Raw genomic sequence first — 19,701 nt, forward strand, 5'->3', positions numbered from 1 at the left:
CCCGGCCTATCCGATAATGGCCCGCGCCGCATCGAGGCGCGCCGACAAACGGTCGATCGCCGCCGCGGTGCGCGTGGCATAGAGATTGGCGTCGGCAAACCGCCGCTCCTCCACCGCTTCGCGCACGCCCGGCAGCGTCTTGGCGCCATAGCCGGTGAAACGGCCGGGGGCATAGAGGGCGTGCTTGTACCAGTTGCGGCCCGGCAGGCCTTCGGGGATCAGCAGTGCCTGGTCGATGCCGATCAGCGCGGCGTTCAGCTTGCCGCGCGCCGCCGGCGCCAGCCCGGCCCCGCGGGCGGCATAGGCGGCGTCGAAGGCCTTGGCACTCGCTTCCAGCCGGCCGACGGCGTTTTCCAGTGCCGCCATCTCGATGACCGGGGTCGGCGCTTCGGCCGGCGGCGCGGTGACCGGCGCCTTGGGGTCGCTGGCCAGCCTGAAGGCGCCGCTGCTCAGCAGCGCGGCGCGCTTTTCGTCCTGCTTGCGCCGGGTGTCGACCAGTGTCTTCACTTCGGTCAGATAGCCGCGCACCGTCGTCGCCAGATCGGTAAAGCGCACCGGCGGCGTGTCGGCATCGGCGATGCGCAGGACCAGCCGGCCGACGGTTTCGGACAGCGCCTTGCCATAGGCCAGGCCCGGATCCTCGAAGCGGGTGAAATGGTCATAGCTGTCATAGATCGAATGGTAGGAGCCGGCGCCTTCGCCCTCGCCGCCATAGCCGATGTTGAGCGACGGCACGCCCAGATGCTGGAGGAAGGACGAATAATCGCTGCCCGATCCCAGCGCGCCCATTGGCAGGTCGCCCCCGGCTTCGGCGGCCTTGACCTCCGCCTCGTTGACGCGCGCGCCGTCGAATGCATCGGCACGCACCTTGGCGCGGGCGCGATCGAGCACGGTGGCCCCCGTCTGCGGGTCCTTCACATCGGCTGCGACCTGCGACACGACATGCTGCCACTGGTGGCTGCCATCGGCGCCCAGGAAACCGCGGCTGTTGCCATCGGTGTTGATGTAGATGACGGCCTTCTTCTGCAGTTCCGCGGCATGGGTTTCGGCCCATTCGGTCGATCCGAGCAGCATCGGCTCCTCGCCGTCCCAGCTGGTGTAGACGATGGTGCGCGATGGCTGCCACCCGGCCTTCTTCAACTGGCCCAGCGCCTTGGCTTCGGACAACATGGCGACGTCGCCCGACAGCGGGTCGGAGGCACCGAACACCCAGCCATCATGATGGTTGCCGCGCACCACCCATTCGTCGGGCCGGTCCTTGCCCTTGATCGTCGCGACGACATCGTACAGCGGCTTCAACGACCAGTCGGACTTGACCGCCAGATGGACCTTCGACGTGTCGTCGCCGCCAAGGCGATAGGCAAAGGGCAGCGCGCCCTTGAAATTGTCGGGCGCCAGCGGCCCGCCCATCGCGGCGAAGATCTTGCTGGCATCGCCATAGGAGATCGGCAGGACGGGAATTTTCAGGATCGTCGGCGCATCGGCGCGGGCGATATGCTTGGCGCCGGGGACGGAGCCATAGCCCGGCGTCGTCGGGTCGCCCGGATAGACCGTCATGTCGGCGACCGAGCCGCGCTGGACGCCGGTGTCGGGGCGGGCGCCGCCATTGGGGTAGGTTTCGGCCGTCGCATAGCCATCATTGGCCGGGTCCGAATAGATCAGCGTGCCGACGGCGCCATGTTCCTGCGCCAGCTTGGGCTTCAACCCGCGCCAGCCGCCGCCATAGCGCGCCAGCGCGATCTTGCCCTTCACATCGATGCCGCGCCGCGCCAGCGCCTCGTAATCGGCGGGCAGGCCGTAGTTGACATAGACGACCGGTGCCGTGACATCGCCATCGCCCTGAAAGGCGACATAGGGCGGCAGCGCGTCCTTCAGATTGCCGCTGGTCGAATCCTCGGGGATCGTCGGCTCCTGGCCGCCCAGCTTGACGGGGTTGGGACCGGTGATCTCGAGCGTGGTGCTGATCGGCGTCGGGTAGAGCACGTCGAACTGCTCGATCTTCGCGTCCCAGCCGAACTCCTTGAACTTGGCGAGCAGGAACTCGGCATTTTCCTTGTTGTGCGCCGACCCGACATGGTTGGGCGCCGACGACATCTGCTTCAACCAGGCCATCTGGTCGGCCGACGAAATGCCGGCATCGAGCGTCTTTTCCAGCGCCGCCTGCTGCGGGGTGACCTGCGCCATCGCCGATGTGCCGAGCAGCGCCGCAAGCGCCAGCGTTTTCAGAACCGTCATGTCATCCCCCTGATGTGCCCCGCCATCGTGGCACAGGACCCGCCTCGTCCGAAAGGGTGTTTTATTTCAGCCGCGCGATCAATTCCGTCGCCGCCGCCGGATTGCGCACCTTGGCGCCCGCGATGAAGAACACATAGGCGTCGCGGCCATCCTCGGCCCAGCCGCGCGCCGCCTTGGCCCAGCCGTCGATCCCCGCGGCATCATAGCCGGTCGCGCAATCCTCGGTGCTGCGCTGCAGCCGGGCATAGGCGAAATCGCCGGTGGCAGCATCGATGCAAGGGTAGTCATCGGAATCGGCAAAGACGATGGCAGCGTTGGCGGCCCTGGCCAGGGCGATGAACGCCGGGTCGCGAAAACTGTCGTGGCGCGGTTCGATGGCATGGCGCAGCGGCACGCCGTCCTGGCGGGCGGGCAGCAGCGCAAGAAAGGCGGCAATATCGTCCGCATCGAACACCCGCGTCGCCGCGAACTGCCACAGGATGGGCCCCAGCTTGTCGCCCAGCTCGGTCAGGCCCTGTTCGGCGAAGCGCTGGACCGATTCGCCGGCATCGGCGAGCTTCTTGCGCGTCACGCAATAGCGCGATGCCTTCAATGCGAAGCGAAAGCCGTCAGGCGCCGCCGCGGCCCATTTGGCGAAGGTCGCCGGTTTCTGGCTGCTGTAGAAGGTCGAATTGACCTCGACCGCGGTCAACCGCCCGGCCGCATATTCCAGCTGCTTCGTCTTGGCGAGCCCATCGGGATAGAAGGTCCCGCGCCAGGGATCGAAATCCCAGCCGCCGACACCCACCCGGATCGTCCCGCTTGCCATGTTGCATCTTTAGCGCGGTTGGCGACAGGACCGCCAGCGGCTATCGATCAGCCATGACCGACGACGATATCGCCCTCGCCCATGAACTCGCCGACGCGGCTGGCGCTGCGATCCGGCCGTGGTTCCGCCGGCCCTTCCTCGTCGAGACCAAGGAGGATTTCTCCCCCGTCACCATCGCCGACCGCGAGGCGGAAGCCGCGATCCGCGCGCTTCTCGCCGAGCACCGCGCGCATGATGGCGTCATCGGCGAGGAATATGGCGACGATCGCCCCGATGCCGACCGCGTCTGGGTGCTCGATCCCATCGACGGCACCCGGGCCTTCGTCGCCGGCCGGCCGCTGTTCGGCACGCTGATCGCGCTGATGGAAGGCGGCGTGCCGGTGCTCGGCGTCATCGACCAGTGCATCATCGGCGATCGCTGGATTGGCGGCACCGACCATCCGACGACGCTCAACGGCGCGCGTGTCCACGCCCGCGCCTGCGATACGCTGGCTGCGGCGCGGCTGGGATCGACCAGCCCGTTCCTGTTCGACCCGGCCGACCTGCCACGCTTCGCGGCTCTTCGCGGCCAGGTCGCCGACACGCTGTTCGGCGGCGATTGCCACAACTACGGCCTTGTCGCCGCGGGCCACCTCGACCTCGTCGTCGAATCCTGGCTGAAGATCCATGATTGGGCGGCATTGGTGCCGGTGGTGACCGGCGCCGGCGGGGTGATGACCGACTGGTCGGGGGCACCGCTGCGCCAGGGCAGCGACGGCCGGGTGATCGCGGCCGGCGATGCGCGCGTCGCGGAAGCGGTGCATGACATGCTGGCGCGTTGAGGTTTCACCAGGCCGCTCATCCCGAGCGGAGTTGTGCTGGCCCTGTGTAAGCCTATTTCCGCGTCAACCCTGTCCAATAGCCGATGAAGCTCCACAGGTCAGCGATCTCGTCGATCTGCTTCGATGTCGGCTTGCCCGATCCGTGCCCGGCGCGGGTTTCGATGCGGATCAGGTGCGGCTTGTCACCGATTTTGGCGGCCTGCAGCGCCGCTGCATATTTGAAGCTGTGGCCCGGCACCACCCGGTCGTCGGTATCCGCCGTCGTCACCAGAATCGCCGGGTAGTCCTTGCCCGACTTGATGTTGTGATAGGGCGAATAGCCGTAAAGATTGCGGAACTGCACCGCGTCGGCGGGGTCGCCATAATCATCGGTCCAGGTCCGCCCTTCCGTGAACAGCGGGAAGCGCAGCATGTCCATCACGCCGACGGCGGGCAGGGCGGCGGCGAACAGGTCCGGCCGCTGGTTGACGACCGCGCCGACGAGCAGCCCGCCGTTCGACCCGCCCTGGATGGCAAGGCCGCCCTTGGGCGTGATGCCCGACGCGATCAGATATTCGCCGCCGGCGATGAAATCATCGAAGACATTCTGCTTTTTCAGCAGTTTGCCATCGTCATGCCACGCCGCGCCATATTCGCCGCCGCCGCGCAGCGTCACCTCGGCATAGACGCCGCCCATCTCCATCCAGCTCAGCGCATCGACCTGGAAGGCCGGCAACACATTGATGTTGAAGCCACCATAGCCGTACATCAGCGTCGGCGCGCCCTTCGACAGGTCGAGCGATTTCTTGTGGGCGATGAACATCGGCACCCGGGTGCCATCCTTCGACGTGAAGAAGCGCTGTTCCACGACAAAATCGGCTGGGTCGAAGGCGACCTTGGGTGCCGCAAAGACGCTGCTGGCGTTGGTGTCGGCATTGTAGCGATAGATCGTCGTCGGGGCATTATAGCTGGTAAAGGCATAATAGGCGGTGTTCGATGTCCGCTGCCCGGTGCCGGGGCCCGATTCGAAGCCGGTCGCAGTGCCGAGGCCGGGCAGCGCGACGACACCCTGCGGCACACCATCGAGCGAATAGCGGCGCACCGCCGTGCTGGCGTCGTGCAGCGCCGTGACCACCAGATGGTCGCCGACCAGATGCGCGCCGGTGATCGTGTCCTTGCCCTCGGGCACGATATCGCGCGGCACATGGGTGATATTGTCGAAGGCGACGACACGATATTTCGGCGCGCCGGCGTTGGTGACAAAATACAGCGAGGTGCCGATATTGCCGACGAAGCGCCAGTCGTCGGTCCGCTTGGCGATCAGCGTGAACAGCGCGAAATCGGGGTCGGTGACGTCCTTGACGCGGACTTCATAAGTGTCGTCGGAGCCGGTGCTCGACCGGATCACCAGCCAATGGCCATCGGCGCTGGTTTCGGCAATATTGTAATAACCGCGGTTTTCGGGCGACGCATAAACCAGCGTGTCGGCATCCTGCGGCGTGCCGACCTTGTGGAAGTAGACGCTGTGATCGTAGACGGCGGAGACGAAATCCTTGCCCCTGGGCGTCGCCGGATGGCGCGAATAGTAAAAGCCGCTGCTGTCGGCGTTCCAGGCGATCCCCGAAAACTTCACCCAGTCGAGATCGTCGGACATCACCTTGCCCGAATCGACGTCGAGCAGCTTGATCGTCCGCCAGTCGGTGCCGCCGTCCTGCACGGCATAGGCGATGCGCTTGCCATCGGGTGACGCCGACCATTCGGCCAGCGCCGTCGCCCCGTCCTTCGACCACATATTGGGGTCGATCAGCACGCGCGATGCCCCCGTCCCATCGTCGAGCATCAGCACCGCCTGGTTCTGCAGCCCCGAATTGCGGCGAAAGAACAACCGGTCGCCGCGTGCCTCGGGCAGGGTGATCCGTTCATAGTCGAACAACTGGGTCAACCGCGCCTTCAGGGCATCGCGGCCGGGCAATGTCGCCAGATACGCCTGGGTGACGCGATTTTCCGCCGCCACCCAGTCGGCCACCGGCTTTTGCGTCCGCACATCGCCTTCCAGCCAGCGATAGGGGTCGGCAACGGTGACGCCGTGCAGCACATCGGTCTGCGGAACCGTGGCGGTCACGGGATAGGCCAGCGGAGCGGCAGGGCTGGCGTCAGGCATCGACAGGATCAACGCGGCGGCGGCGATGGCACGGAATGACATGAAACTCCTGAACGGCTTGGTCCCTGGCGGGTCGGCCCACAGGTTCTGGCACAGGTGGCCCGGCCTGCCAACAATCCGTGCCCGTCAGGTCGACGCTGGCGGGGGCGCCGCTGGTCGTGTCTTGTTCACCGCTTCGGCGATGGCATCCAGGTCGTGGTCCAGGATGACCAGCTGGTCGCGCTCGACCGTGAAGGGGGGTGGGAAGCCGGCGGCGCCGAAGGTCGCCGCGATCAGCCGGTTGGTGTCGAAGGTGACCTGCCAATAATCCCGCGTGTGGCAATAGGGGCGCACTGCCAGCACCGTGCCGCGCTCGTTGAAGTCGATGATCTCCACATCAGGGGCCGGGTCGGCCATGACATTGGCGATGCCGGCCAGCGCCGGTTTCAGCCGGGCGATGGCGTCCAGTGGATCGACCCCGAATGCCAGCTGCGCGGTGCGGTCGACACGGCGGTAGCTGTGCGTCGAAAAATTCTTGATCGTGTCGCTTGAAACCTTGCCGTTGCCAACGATCGTCTGGACATTGTCGGGGCTGGTGATGACGGTGTTGAACAGGCCGATTTCGGTCACCGTGCCTTCGATTCCGGCGGCAATGACATAGTCACCGACCTTGTAGGGGCGGAAGATGATCAGGAACGCCCCGGCCGCGAAATTGCCGAGCAGCCCCGACCAGGCGGCGCCGACGGCGAGACCGACACCGGCGAGCAGCGCCGCAAAGCTCGTCGTCTGCATCCCGAAATAGCCCAGGATGGCGACAACGAGAACGATGTTGAGGACAACACCCAATATGTTGGCGAGATAGCGTTGCAGCGTCGGATCGAAATTGCGCGCCGTCAGCACGCGCGACATGACATTGACCGCAAAGCTGATCAGCCAGCGCCCGACCATGTAGAGCACGATGGCGCCGACGATCTTGAGCCCGATCGCGGTGATGAACGGCAAGACCGTCGCCGACCAGATGCTGACTTCGCTCACCGTTGTTTCCATGGCTCACTCCCCCGAATCGCCGCGGATAAGGTGAAAGCCTAAGCTCGTTTCGGCCATGGTGTATAGATCGCTGGCAGCCGCGCTGCAGCGCCCACATCATATAAAGATATCTTTATACTTGCCCTGAAGGCGGGTCGCGCCTATGTCGCGGGGCAACGTCCGAACACCGGATCCGAACAGCAGGAATTGTGCCGTGGCAACCCAAGTGAAGTCCGACCTTACCGATTATGTCATCGCCGATATCGGCCTTGCCGGCTTTGGTCGCCGCGAAATCCAGATCGCCGAAACCGAAATGCCGGGCCTGATGGCGCTGCGCGACGAATTCGGCGCGTCGCAGCCCTTGAAGGGCGCGCGCATCACCGGGTCGCTGCACATGACCATCCAGACCGCGGTGCTGATCGAAACACTGACCGCGCTGGGTGCCGATGTCCGCTGGGCGACGTGCAACATCTTTTCGACCCAGGATCATGCCGCCGCCGCCATCGCCGCCGCCGGCGTGCCGGTGTTCGCCATCAAGGGCGAAAGCCTTGCCGATTATTGGGATTATGTCGGCCGCATCTTCGATTGGGGTGACCAGACCGCCAATATCATCCTCGACGATGGCGGCGACGCCACCATGTTCGCGCTGTGGGGCGCCAAGCTCGAAGCCGGCGCCACGCTCGGCGAGCCGGAGAACGAGGAAGAAGTCGAATTCCAGCGCGCGCTCAAGGCCTTCATCAAGGCGCGCCCCGGCTATCTGACCGAAACTGTCAAGAATTTGAAGGGCGTGTCGGAAGAAACCACCACCGGTGTCCACCGCCTCTATGAAATCGCCAAGAAGGGCGAGCTGCCGTTCCCGGCGATCAACGTCAACGACAGCGTCACCAAGTCGAAATTCGACAATCTGTATGGCTGCAAGGAATCGCTCGTCGACGCCATCCGCCGCGCCACCGATGTCATGCTCGCCGGCAAGGTCGCCTGCGTCGCCGGCTTCGGCGATGTCGGCAAGGGTTCGGCGCAGTCGCTGCGCAACGGCGGCGCCCGCGTCATGGTCACCGAAATCGATCCGATCTGCGCGCTGCAGGCGGCGATGGAAGGCTTTGAAGTCGTCACCATGGAAGAAGCGGTGACCCGCGCCGACATCTTCTGCACCGCCACCGGCAACGCCGATGTCATCACCGCCGAGCACATGAAGGCTATGAAGCCCAACGCCATCGTCTGCAACATCGGCCACTTCGACAGCGAGATCCAGATCGCCGCCCTGTCGAACTATAAATGGACCGAAGTGAAGCCGGGCACCGACATCGTCGAATTCCCCGAAGGCAACCAGATCATCGTCCTTGCCAAGGGCCGCCTGGTCAACCTCGGTTGCGCCACCGGCCACCCGTCGTTCGTCATGTCGGCCAGCTTCACCAACCAGGTGCTGGCGCAGATCGAGCTGTGGACCAAGGCGGACGAATACAAGAACGAAGTCTATGTCCTGCCCAAGCACCTCGACGAAAAGGTCGCGATGCTTCACCTCGAAAAGCTCGGCGTGAAGCTGACCAAGTTGACCGACAAGCAGGCCGGCTACATCGGCGTTTCGACCAGCGGCCCCTTCAAGCCGGATCATTACCGCTACTGATACAGCGACCGTGCTTGCACGCAACTTGCGCGTGCAAGCACGGTCGAGTAGACTGCCGCCATGCAGCCCCGCCGCGCCCAGCAGCCGATCACCATTCGCTCCGACCGCGCCGCGTCGCGGTTGGCAGCCCTGACCCGCGACGGCCGCAGCCAGGCCCAGGTGATCGAGGAGGCGCTGGAGGCAATGCCGTTGCCGACCCTGCCCGATGAGCGAGCCGATCGGGTGGCGCGTATCAATGCCATCCTCGACCAGCTGCGCGAGCGCACCGATATCCCGACGATGGCGGAATTCGACGCGCGCGAATATGACGAAGGCGGCAATCCGCGTTGACGGTCAGGCTCATCGTCGACACTTCGGCACTGGTGGCGATCATCAAGGCCGAAGATGGCGACGCCATGATGCAGGCAGCACTGGTGGATGAACCGGCCGGCTTGCCGGCGCCGGCATTTGTCGAATTGAACCGCGTCATGGCAACCATCGGCAACCGCCCCGATGCAAGGGTTCAGGCACTGGTCGAGGCATTCGGCCTCCAGATTCTCCCTTTCGGCCCGGAAGATGCCGCGGCTGCCGTCGTTGCCAACGAAGTCTTCGGTTCGGGCAACGGCCGCGCGGGCCCGCTCAACATGCTCGACCTGATGGTCTATGGCGTCGCCCGCGCCACCGGACTTCCCATCCTGTGTACCGGCAAGGACTTTGCCGCCACCGACGCCGACCTCCACCCCGCCAGCCGGCGCTTCTGATGCGCATCGCCGACGAAGCCGCCCTGGCCGGCCTTGCCGCTACGCTGGCGGCAGTGCTGCGCCCGGGCGACATCATCGCCCTGTCCGGCGATCTCGGCGCCGGCAAGACGACATTTGCCCGGGCGCTGATCGCCGCGCTCGGCTGGCCCGGCGAAGTCCCGTCGCCGACCTATACTCTCGTCCAGAGCTATGATCCCCCCGACGTCCGCGTGCCCGTCTGGCACGTCGACCTTTACCGGCTCGACAGCCCGGACGATGCCGAGGCGCTCGGCCTGTTCGAAACCGATGCGGCGCTGGTCATCGAATGGCCGGAACGGCTTGGTGACCGCCTGCCGCGCGAGGCGCTTCGCCTGACGATTTCGGGTAGCGGCGACGCGCCAAGGCACTTGACTTCGATCGTTCCCAAGGCTTGGGAAGGCCGGTGGCCGCAGCTTTTCAAACCATGATTCCGCCAGCCGCCGCGCCGGCCTTTCTCGCGCGCCACGGCTGGGGCGGCGCCCGCATTGCGCCGCTGGCCGGCGACGCCTCGTTTCGCCGCTATTTTCGCATTCACGGCGTTGACAGCACCGCGGTGCTGATGGACGCGCCGCCGGACAAGGAGGATTCGCGTCCCTTCCTTGCCATCGGCAAACAGCTCGATTCGCTGGGGTTTTCGGCGCCGCAGCCGCTGGCTGTCGATCTCGATGCGGGGCTGATCCTGCTCGAGGACTTTGGCGACGACCGCGTCGGCCCGGCGCTGGCACGCGATCCTTCGCTGGAACACGCGGTCTATGCCGCGGCCGTCGATATCCTCGCCGCGCTCCACGACCACCCCGCCGGCGATGTGCCGCCCTATGCCGAGTCCGAGCTGCTGCGCGAGGCGCGGCTGTTCCCGGACTGGTATCTGCCCGCTGTCGGCGTGGCGGAAGCGCCGGGCTATGACGCCGCCTGGGCGCCCCTGTGGCCCGCCGTCCTCGCTGGCCCGCGGGTGCTGACGCTGCGCGATTATCACGCCGACAATCTGATGATCATCGACCGCCCAGGACTGCGCGGGCTCGGCCTGCTCGATTTCCAGGACGCGCTCGCCGGCCATCCGGCCTATGATCTCGTCTCGCTTCTCCAGGACGTCCGTCGCATCGTCTCGCCGGATGTCGAGGCAGCGATGCTCGACCGCTATATCGCGGCGCGGGGTCAAAGCGCGGCGGGTATCGATGCGCCCGCATTCCGCACGGCCTATGACATTCTCGGCGCCCAGCGGAATATCAAGATCCTCGGCGTTTTCACCCGGCTTTACGTGCGTGACGGCAAGGCCGCCTATGCCGCCTATCACCCGCGGCTGTGGGAACTCGTCACCCGCAACCTCGAACGTCCGGCGCTTGCCGGTGTCGCCGCCTGGTTCGCCGCCAGCGTGCCGGCGGCTGCCCGCTTCGGCGTCAGGGTGGCCGCATGACGCCGCGCAGCCGCGCCCCGCTCGCCATCCGCCCGCACATCGCCGTCGACATGCCGCAATCGGCGATGGTGCTGGCGGCGGGCCTTGGCAAGCGCATGCGCCCGCTCACCGCCACCCGCCCCAAGCCGCTGGTGGAAGTCGCCGGCCGCACCCTGCTCGACCGCGCTCTCGATCGCGTCGAAAAGGCCGGCATCGCCACGGCCATCGTCAACGCCCATTATTTCGCCGACCAGATCGATGCCGCCGTGGCCGCCCGGCGCCAGGAAAATCCCGGCCCGCTCGCCATCCGTGTGTCGGATGAACGCGGCCAGCTGCTGGAAACCGGCGGCGGCATCACCAAGGCCCTGCCGCTGATCGATGCCGATCCCTTTTTCGTCATCAACGCCGACAATATGTGGATCGATGGTTCCACCGACACGCTGCGCCTGCTGGCGCAGCGCTGGAACCCCGACATGATGGACGCGCTGCTGTTGCTGGTGCCGCTGGCGCGCGCGTCGGGCTATGAAGGCCGCGGCGATTTTCACCTCGATCCCAATGGCGTGGTGACTCCGCGCGGCGAGTTCCGCATCGCGCCCTTCGTCTATTCGGGCATCCAGCTGATTTCCAAGCAGCTGTTCGATGGCGAACCCGTCGAGCCCTTTTCGATGTGGCGCGCCTGGAACAAGGCGTTCGCCACCGGCCGGATCTATGGCGCCGTTCACCAGGGCCTGTGGTTCCATGTCGGCACGCCGGCGAGTGTCGGCGAAACCGAAACCCTGCTTGCCACCGCCTGACGCTCTCGCTGGTGGATCGGGGGTGTCGGCCGGGCACCGCCTGTTCACCATCGCGCCGCACGTCGCCTTTGTCGACGCGCTGGCGCTCGGCCTTGTCGCGCGTGCCGGGGGCGACGCGCTGGCGCTCGCCAACACCCAGGTCCTGCTGCCCAACCGCCGCGCTGTCCGCACGCTGACCGATGCCTTTGTCCGCCATTCGGGCGGCGGGCTGCTGCTGCCGCGGCTGACGCCGGTGGGCGACATCGGCGATGACAGTTTCGACCGCTTTGCCAGCGGCGATTCGGTGCTGCCTCCGGCGGTGCCGCTGCTGCAGCGCCGGCTGGAACTCGCCCGGCTGGTGCGCCAGTTGCCGGCCGGGCGCGACGCCGGGCGCAGCGCGGTGGAGGCCTTGCGCCTCGGCGATGCGCTGGGGGCGACGCTCGACGCGCTGCTCGCTGCCGAAATCGCGCCCGATCATCTAAAGACCGTGCTCGCCGATACCGACCTCGCCAGCCATTGGCAGGCGACCCTGGCCTTCCTCGACCTTGTCATCACCCATTGGCCGGCCGCGCGCGACGCCGCCGGCGGCAGCGATGGCGGCACGCGCACCGGCGCGCTGATCGATGCGATGCTCGCCCGCTGGCGCAGCGTGCCGCCTCCCGGCCTTGTCGTCGCCGCCGGCATCACCGGCAGTTCGCCGCCGATCGTCCGCCTGCTCGCCGGCGTGCTCGCGCTGCCGCAAGGCCTCGTCGTGCTGCCGGGGCTGGATACCGACATGTCGGACGCCGGCTGCGCCCGCTGGGCTGCCATTGCCTGCCGCGCCGCCGACCTCGATCTCCTGGGCCGCGATGCCGAGGAACATCCGCAATATGCGCTGAAGGCGCTGCTGGCGCGGCTGCGCCGCGATCGCGACGACGTCGCCGACTGGGGCGTCACGACCGATTTCGACGGCCCCGCCGGGCGTACCCCGCGCGTCCAGGCCGCGATGGCACCCGCCGACGCCGCCGACGGCTGGCACAGCGGCATCACCGATGCAGGGGGTGCGTTTGCCGGCGTCACCACTGTGGAAGCCGCAACCCCCGCCGAAGAAGCCCAGGTCATCGCGCTGGCGCTGCGCCGCGCGCTGGAAACGCCCGGGCAGCGCGCCGCACTGGTGACGCCCGATCGCCAACTGGCACGGCGGGTCGCGGCGCATTGCCGACGCTGGGGGCTCGACATCGACGATTCGGCCGGCACGCCGCTGCGCCTCACCCCGCCGGGCACGCTGGCGCTGGCGCTGGTGGAGGCCATGGCGCAGGGCTTTGCGCCGGTAGCGTTGCTGGCCGTCCTCAAACACCCGCTCGTCGCCGCCGGCGACGACCGCGGCGCCTGGCTGGCGCAGGTGCGGCGGCTCGATCGCACCCTGCGCGGCGTGCGGCCGCCACCGGGGCTGGAGATGGTGGGGGAGGCCGTCGATGCCTTTGTCGCCGACCGCCGCCGCCGGCTGCGGCGCGAAAATGCCGAAGCCACCGCGATTGCCGCCGCCGAAGCCGCCGATGTCGCGCTCATTGCCTGGTGGCGCACCGCCGCGGTGGCGCTGGAACCGCTGGCCGGCGTCGCCGATGCCCGCCCCGGCCTGACGCTGCCCGACCTTGCCGCGGCGTTGCGCGACGCCGGCGGTGCCCTTGCCGGCGAAAAATTGTGGAGCGGCATCGCCGGTCGGGCGCTCGCCGATCTCGTCGATCGCCTGGAACTGCACGGCGCCAGTTTCGGCGCGTTCGATACCAGCGAGGCGCCGGCGCTGGTCGCAGCGCTGCTCGACGGCGCCGTCCGCCCGGCCTGGGGCGGCCATCCGCGCATCGCCATTCTGGGCCCGCTGGAGGCCCAGCTGCAGCGCACCGACCTGATGATTCTCGGCGGCCTCAACGAAGGCACCTGGCCCGGCCGCCCGGCGCCCGATCCGTGGCTGGCCCCCGCCATTCGCACCCGCCTCGGCCTTGCCGGGCTGGCGCGTGACATCGGCCTGGCGGCGCATGACTTCGTCTCCGGGCTCGGCGCCCCGCAGGTGCTGCTGACCCGGTCGCGGCGCGATGCCAGCGCACCGCTGGTGCCCTCGCGCTTCTGGCTGCGGCTGCAGGCGTTCACCGGCGGACTGGCGCCGGACTCGGAACTGCTGGCGCTTGCTCGCCGGCTCGATGGCCAGGGCCAGCCCGAACCGGTGCCGCCGCCGCGCCCGGCGCCACCCGCCGCGCGCCGCCCGCAGACCCTGTACGTCACCGATGTCGACACGCTGATCGCCGATCCCTTCGCCTTCTACGCCCGCGCCATGCTCGGGCTGCGCCCGCTCGATCCGCTCGACCAGGACCCGACGGCAGCGACGCGCGGCACCCGCATCCACGAGGTGATGGAAGACTGGATCGGCAGCGGCGGCGGCAGCCTCGATCGGCTCGACCAGCTCACCGAAGCCATGCTGCTGGCGGAAGGCCGCCAATTCCCGCTGCTGCGCGCGCTCTGGGCGCCGCGCGCCCGCCGGGCGCTGCGCTGGGCCGGCGAACAGGTCCACGCGCGGGAGGCGGACGGCTGGCATCCGCTGGCGGCCGAAGCCGGCGGGGCGCTGACGCTGGCCAATGGCATCATCGTCCAGGGCCGCGCCGACCGCGTCGATCGCGATGGCGAAGGCCGGCTGGCGATCATCGACTACAAGACCGGCAAGGCGCCATCGCCGCGCCGGGTCCGCGAACATGCCGCCAACCAGCTGACCCTGCTGATGGCGATGGCCATGACCGGGCAGCTGCGCACCCGCGCCGGCGGCGTGCCGCGCGGCCTGCCGCACGCCATCGCCTATTGGGAAATGGGGGGCGGCAAGCCACCGGGCGAAATCGTCGACGCGCTGAAGGGCAAGCCGCCGATCGACCTTGCCGACCATATCGACGCGGCGCTGGCGGTCATCGTCGGTGTCACCGATGCCTATCTGCTGGGCACCGCGCCCTTTCGCGCCGATCTCAACCCCAATCTTGCCTGGGGCGACTACAACCATCTGTCGCGCGTCGCCGAATGGCTCGATCGCCCCAGGGGGCGTTCGACATGACCCGGTCGCGCGGCCTTGAAGCGTTGATGCCGGCGCAGGCCGCCGCCGCCAATCCGCATGTCCACGCCTGGGTGGCGGCGTCGGCGGGCACCGGCAAGACCCAGGTGCTGTCGGCGCGGGTGCTGCGCCTGCTGCTCGGCGGCACCCCGCCCGCGGCGCTGCTGTGCCTGACCTTCACCAAGCTGGCGGCGGCGGAAATGCAGACGCGGGTCTTCGACCGGCTGGCGTGGTGGGCGCGCTGCGACGCCGCTGCGCTCGACAGTGACCTTGCGGCGCTGGGGGCGGCAACCGATGCCGAAACCCGGACGCGCGCCCGCCGCCTGTTCGCGCAGGTGCTCGACGCCCCGCAGGGCCTCGCCATCCAGACCATCCACGCCTTTGCCCAATCGCTCATCGCCAGCTTCCCGATCGAAGCCGGGGTGTCGCCCGGATTCACGACGCTCGACGATCGCAGCAGCACCGCGCTGCAACGCCGGCTGCTTGCCGAAGCGATCGAATCGGCGACGGCACTGGGGGACGAAGGCTTTCTGGACGACCTCGCCGCGATCAGCATCGACCAGGGCGAAATGCGCCTTGCCAAGGTCGCAGCGCGCCTTGCCGGCCATGGCAACGCCCTGGGCGAGGCGCTGGCAGGCCTGCCCGACGCCGGTATCGAGCCGATGCTGCGGCGCGGCTTCGGCCTTGCCACCGATGGCGATGCCGCCTCGGCGCTGGCCAGCGCCATGGCGCGCTTCGATGCCGTGGGCGTCGCCCGGCTGGCGGCGGCCTTCGCCGGATCGGGCGGCAAGACCGCCGTTGCGGCGGCGGCACGCGCGCACGAATGGCTCGCGGCGAGCGACCGCGCCGCGGCTTTCGACCAACTGCGCGGCTTCTTCTGCACCGCCAAGGACGAGCTGCGCGCTGTCAGCGCCGTGCCGGCGGCGGTGGACAAGGCCGATCCGGCGCTGCGGCCGCTGTTCGCCCGGCTGGGCGAAGCCGTTCTCGCCATTCTCGCCGAACAGCGCCTCCACGCCGCCGTCGTCCACGCCGCGCGCCATCTGCGCATCGGCAAGCGTCTCGCCGCCGACTGGCGCACCGCCAAGGCGCGATTGGGGGTCGTCGATTATGACGACATGATCGCGGCCGCGCAGCGATTGTTGCGCGCCCCCGGCGCCGCCGAATGGGTGCGCTTCAAGCTCGACAGCCGCATCGACCATGTGCTGGTCGACGAAGCACAGGACACCAACGCCAGCCAATGGGACATCATCGGCGCGCTGATCGAGGAATTCTTTGCCGGCAGCGGCGCTCGCGACCTGCGCCGCACGCTGTTCGTCGTCGGCGACTACAAGCAGTCGATCTTCGGCTTTCAGGGGTCCGACCCGCGCGTCTATCGCGACAAGCGCGACGAACTCGGGCAGCTGGCCGGCGACGCCGGCGACCCCATCGACCAGATCGCCCTCGATACCAACTTCCGCTCGGTCGGCGCCATTCTCGAGGTCGTCGATGCGACCATCACCGTGCTCGGGGCGACCACCTTCGATGCCGATGGCGTCCCGGTCCATGTCCCGCACCGCAAGCCGGGGCAGGGGGCCGTGACGCTGTGGCCGCCGGTGCGCGACGACAGCGGCACATCCGGCAATGACGACAGCGATGGCGCCGACACCACCACCCCGCCGCGCGCCGAAACCCTGCTCGCCTATCGCATCGCCGATACCATCGCCGGCTGGCTCGATCCGCGCGACCCGCTGGTCCTGCCCGCCCATGGCCGCGCCGTGCGCCCGCAGGACATTCTCGTTCTCGTCCGCAGCCGCGGCGCCTTTTCGCCGGCGCTGGTCAAGGCGCTCCACGCCAACCAGGTGCCGGTGGCCGGCGTCGACCGGCTGAAACTGTCCGATCCGCTCGCCGTCGCCGACCTGCTGGCGCTGGCCCGTTTCGCGCTGCAACCGGGTGACGACCTGACGCTGGCGGCGCTGCTGGTCTCGCCATTCCTGGGCCTTGACCATGACATGCTCCACCGCCTCGCCGCCGATCGGCCGGGGACGCTGTGGGACGCGGTGCGCGGCGATGATGATCCGCGCGTGGTGGCGGCGCGCGACTGGCTGTCGAAGCTGCTCGGCTTTGCCGATTTTACGGCACCGCACGAATTTTTCGAACGCGTGCTGTCGGGGCCGCTGCAGGGCCGCAAGCGTCTGCTGGCACGGCTGGGAGCGGAGGCGCGCGACGCCATCGACGCCGTGCTCGACCAGGCGCTGGCGTTCGAGGTGGCAAATGCCCCGACGCTGCAGGGCTTCCTCGCCTGGGTCGATGCCGAGGATATCGCCATCAAGCGCGACCCCGATGCGCCATTGGATGCGGTGCGGCTGATGACCGTCCATGGCGCCAAGGGCCTGCAGGCGCCCGTCGTCATCCTGGCCGACGCCACCAAGGCCCGGCAACGCGAACGCGATGCCCCGCTGCTGATGAGCTTCGACAATGGCGCGCCGTTGCCGGTGTTCCTCGCCACCCGCAAGGGGCTGAGCGGTCGCCTTGCCGACGCGATCGAGGCGGAAGACGAACAGAATGCCCGCGAACATTGCCGCCTGCTCTATGTCGCGCTGACCCGCGCCGAGGACCTGCTGTTCATCGGCGGCACGCTCGGCACCGGCAAGACCGATGCGCCCGAAGGCAGCTGGTACGCCGCGGTGGGCGAGGCACTGCAGGCGCTCGATGCCGAGGTAGTCGCCGCCGACGGCTGGGATGGCGACGCGATCGAATGGCGCAGCGGCACCGCGGCCCCCTGTCTGCGCGACGCCGGACCCGTGATCGTCCCCGATGACGCCACCAGCCTGCCGCAATGGGCGGTCACCGCACCGCCGCCCGAAGCCCGCCCGGCACGGCCGTTGTCGCCCTCCGCCATCGCCGCCGATGACGTTGCATTGCCGCCGATGGGGGCCGCCGCCCGCGCCGCCGCGCGCCGCGGCCAGGCGCTGCACGCGCTGTTCGAACGGTTGCCGGCACTGCCCCACGCCGACCGGCGGCGGGTGGGGGAGGCGTGGTGCGCCGCTGCCCATCCCGATCTCGACGCCGCCGCCACCACCGCCACCGTCCTCGCCATCCTCGACGATCCGGCTTTTGCCGCCGTCTTCGCTCCCGATGCGCTGGCCGAAGCGCCGCTGGCCGCATTGGTGGGGTATCGCGTCATCGCCGGCACCGTCGATCGGCTGGTGGTCACCGGTTCCGACGTGCTGGTTGTCGATTTCAAGACCGGCGCCCGCGTGCCGGCGGATGCCCAGGCCGTGCCGCCCTATTATCTGCGCCAGATGGCTGCCTATGTCGCGGCGCTGCGCGTCGTATTCCCCGGCCGCCGGGTCACCGCCGCGCTGCTGTTCACCGAAGGTCCGCGGCTGATCGCGCTGCCCGATGCCCTGCTGGCGCTTTACCCGCTGAAAGACGAAGCCGTGTTGAACCCGGCCGACGACGTGCCTATCTTTCCGCAATAGCCGCAAAGGAGGCCCGCATGGCCGCAAAACACATCACCGACGCCTCGTTCCACGCCGACGTCATCAGCAGTGAAAAGCCCGTCCTTGTCGATTTCTGGGCGGAATGGTGCGGCCCCTGCCGCCAGATCGGGCCGGCGCTCGAAGAGATCAACAACGAGCTTGCCGGCGTCGACATCGTCAAGATCAACATCGACGACAATCCCGACGCCCCGACGCGCTACGGCGTGCGCGGCATCCCGACGATGATCCTGTTCAAGAACGGCGCCCCCGTCGCCACCAAGGTCGGCGCCGCCCCCAAGTCGCAGCTCAAGAGCTGGCTCGAGGGCGAACTCGCCTGAGCCTGGGGTCGCCACGATGTGTCATTCCAGCAGGCGGGAGCTCATCTTCCGCCTGCTGGAGATGAGCTCCTGCCTCTGCGGGAATGACGTCAGAACGTCGTAGAGACCTCAAACCGCCATCACCATCTGCCCCAGTTGCGGGAAATGCACCGCGACGGGGCCGCAGCGTTCGCCCTCGCGCAGCACCACGATCCCGGTCGCGTCGCATTGCGCCAGCCGCCCGGTGACGGGCGCATCGCCGGATCCGTCGGTCTTGACCGACACCATTTGCCCGGCGGAGAACGGCGCATCGATCCGCCCCGTCACCGGTGCCGGCGACGCCGCCGCCGCGATCGCGATGGCGTCGTCGGCGCTGATCGCCGCCACTTTGCCATGGCCGAGCGCAGCGACGCGGTCATACCAGGCTGCCAGCCGGGGCAGCGACAATATGGCTTCGGTGGTCGTCTTGGCGAACGGGTTGCCGCGCACGAACCAGATGTTGCTGTAGAACGCCAGGTCGGCGTGGCCCGGCGCATCGCCGCCGACAAACGCGCGGCCGTCGGCAAGGCTCTGGTCGAGCCAGTGCGCCGCCGTCAATGCCTGGGTCGTCAGATGCGGCGTCGCCCGCGCCAGCGCCGCCATGTCGAGCCCGAAGCGGCCCTTGCGATCGGCGATGAACGCCGGCGGCAGCGCGCCTTCGGGCATTGCCCCCAATGCGGCGCCGACATGCGCCATGAACTGCGGCCCGCCGGCCCAGTTCGCCATGACCTTGTGAAGCGCGCCCAGCGGTGGCGGATACAGGCTCGGCGCCGGTTGCAACCGGTCGATCGCCGTCAGGATCGCCGCCGTGTCGCAAAACAGGTCGGCGCCGACCTGCAGCACCGGGGTGCGGGCATAGCCGCCGGTCAGTTCGACAAGGTCGGGCTTGGGCAGGGTGACGGGAATGGTGACCGATTGCCACGCCATCGCCTTCAGCCCGAAGGCGAGGCGCGCCAGCTCGGAAAACGGCGATGTCGGATATTCGTGGAGAACCGGCGTCAATTGCACATCCTTCGGGCTCGGCGTGAGGGTCCCGCGCCATGGTGGTCGCACGACGGCGCCGACGCAAGACCGCCGATCCACACAATATATCAAGGAAGCACAACTTTGCTGCGGCAAGCATGCTGCAAATGCGAAGATGCAGCATCGTATCGCAAAATCTCAATAGGCGATAGATAATAATAATGTTGATTGGCACGGCGCACTATCGCCATAGACTCGGTTACCCCTGCACTTGGAAAACCTCGGCAGGCGTCATCCTTGGGG

The 19,701-nt window shown here is 68.0% G+C and carries 15 protein-coding genes; 10 read left to right on the forward strand and 5 right to left on the reverse strand.

Translation table 11 applies throughout. From position 1 onward, the window contains the following. Positions 1 to 6: 6 nt before the first annotated feature. Both GGQ62_RS11785 and GGQ62_RS11790 read right to left on the reverse strand, forming a co-directional pair. Positions 7 to 2,235 carry a transferrin receptor-like dimerization domain-containing protein gene (locus GGQ62_RS11785; RefSeq protein ID WP_152577152.1) on the reverse strand — a complete coding sequence of 743 codons (2,229 nt, stop codon included), beginning with the start codon at positions 2,233 to 2,235 and terminating at the stop codon, positions 7 to 9. Positions 2,236 to 2,296: 61 nt separating this feature from the next. Further along, complete coding sequence (locus tag GGQ62_RS11790) at positions 2,297 to 3,043, reverse strand: DUF72 domain-containing protein (protein WP_152577151.1); 747 nt, start codon at positions 3,041 to 3,043, stop codon at positions 2,297 to 2,299. A gap of 53 nt (positions 3,044 to 3,096) precedes the next feature. On the opposite strand from GGQ62_RS11790, the gene GGQ62_RS11795 reads away from it, so the two are divergent. Further along, a complete protein-coding gene (locus GGQ62_RS11795) occupies positions 3,097 to 3,864 on the forward strand; it encodes an inositol monophosphatase family protein (RefSeq protein WP_152577150.1) in 768 nt (255 codons plus the stop codon). Between the two features lie 52 nt (positions 3,865 to 3,916). Here the strand turns inward: GGQ62_RS11795 and GGQ62_RS11800 are convergent, their stop codons facing one another. Together GGQ62_RS11800 and GGQ62_RS11805 are read right to left on the reverse strand one after the other, a co-directional pair. After that, positions 3,917 to 6,046, reverse strand: coding sequence for a prolyl oligopeptidase family serine peptidase (locus tag GGQ62_RS11800; protein WP_152577149.1), 2,130 nt, complete (start codon positions 6,044 to 6,046; stop codon positions 3,917 to 3,919). Between the two features lie 84 nt (positions 6,047 to 6,130). Continuing rightward, positions 6,131 to 7,030 carry a mechanosensitive ion channel family protein gene (locus GGQ62_RS11805; RefSeq protein ID WP_152577148.1) on the reverse strand — a complete coding sequence of 300 codons (900 nt, stop codon included), beginning with the start codon at positions 7,028 to 7,030 and terminating at the stop codon, positions 6,131 to 6,133. Between the two features lie 142 nt (positions 7,031 to 7,172). Here GGQ62_RS11805 and ahcY point away from each other — a divergent pair, with 142 nt between their 5' ends. The 9 genes from ahcY to trxA are packed head-to-tail and all read left to right on the forward strand — an operon-like array spanning position 7,173 to position 18,417. Further along, a complete protein-coding gene (ahcY, locus tag GGQ62_RS11810) occupies positions 7,173 to 8,633 on the forward strand; it encodes an adenosylhomocysteinase (protein ID WP_153401184.1) in 1,461 nt (486 codons plus the stop codon). A gap of 60 nt (positions 8,634 to 8,693) precedes the next feature. Continuing rightward, positions 8,694 to 8,963 (forward strand): hypothetical protein, encoded by a 270-nt coding sequence (locus tag GGQ62_RS11815; protein ID WP_152577146.1) that lies wholly within the window; start codon positions 8,694 to 8,696, stop codon positions 8,961 to 8,963. Next, entirely contained in the window at positions 8,960 to 9,373 is a 414-nt protein-coding gene (locus tag GGQ62_RS11820; protein WP_152577145.1) for a type II toxin-antitoxin system VapC family toxin, read from the forward strand. Before GGQ62_RS11815 ends, GGQ62_RS11820 begins: the two co-directional genes overlap by 4 nt. Continuing rightward, a complete protein-coding gene (tsaE, locus tag GGQ62_RS11825) occupies positions 9,373 to 9,819 on the forward strand; it encodes a tRNA (adenosine(37)-N6)-threonylcarbamoyltransferase complex ATPase subunit type 1 TsaE (RefSeq protein ID WP_152577144.1) in 447 nt (148 codons plus the stop codon). Before GGQ62_RS11820 ends, tsaE begins: the two co-directional genes overlap by 1 nt. Beyond that, complete coding sequence (locus GGQ62_RS11830; protein ID WP_152577143.1) at positions 9,816 to 10,802, forward strand: aminoglycoside phosphotransferase family protein; 987 nt, start codon at positions 9,816 to 9,818, stop codon at positions 10,800 to 10,802. Before tsaE ends, GGQ62_RS11830 begins: the two co-directional genes overlap by 4 nt. Beyond that, entirely contained in the window at positions 10,799 to 11,575 is a 777-nt protein-coding gene (locus tag GGQ62_RS11835; RefSeq protein WP_152577142.1) for a nucleotidyltransferase family protein, read from the forward strand. The genes GGQ62_RS11830 and GGQ62_RS11835 overlap by 4 nt, the downstream gene beginning before the upstream one ends. A gap of 22 nt (positions 11,576 to 11,597) precedes the next feature. Then, positions 11,598 to 14,621, forward strand: coding sequence for a double-strand break repair protein AddB (gene addB, locus GGQ62_RS11840; protein WP_243446623.1), 3,024 nt, complete (start codon positions 11,598 to 11,600; stop codon positions 14,619 to 14,621). Beyond that, positions 14,618 to 18,079 (forward strand): double-strand break repair helicase AddA, encoded by a 3,462-nt coding sequence (addA, locus tag GGQ62_RS11845; protein WP_167649597.1) that lies wholly within the window; start codon positions 14,618 to 14,620, stop codon positions 18,077 to 18,079. Before addB ends, addA begins: the two co-directional genes overlap by 4 nt. 17 nt (positions 18,080 to 18,096) lie before the next feature. Continuing rightward, positions 18,097 to 18,417, forward strand: a complete 321-nt coding sequence (gene trxA, locus GGQ62_RS11850) for a thioredoxin (RefSeq protein ID WP_152577139.1) — start codon at positions 18,097 to 18,099, stop codon at positions 18,415 to 18,417. Positions 18,418 to 18,525: 108 nt separating this feature from the next. On the opposite strand, the gene GGQ62_RS11855 is transcribed toward trxA, so the two are convergent. After that, complete coding sequence (locus GGQ62_RS11855; RefSeq protein ID WP_152577138.1) at positions 18,526 to 19,437, reverse strand: glutathione S-transferase family protein; 912 nt, start codon at positions 19,435 to 19,437, stop codon at positions 18,526 to 18,528. Between the last annotated feature and the right edge of the window lie 264 nt (positions 19,438 to 19,701).

The organism is Polymorphobacter fuscus, from assembly GCF_011927825.1.
GTDB classification, from domain to species: Bacteria; Pseudomonadota; Alphaproteobacteria; order Sphingomonadales; family Sphingomonadaceae; genus Sandarakinorhabdus; species Sandarakinorhabdus fusca.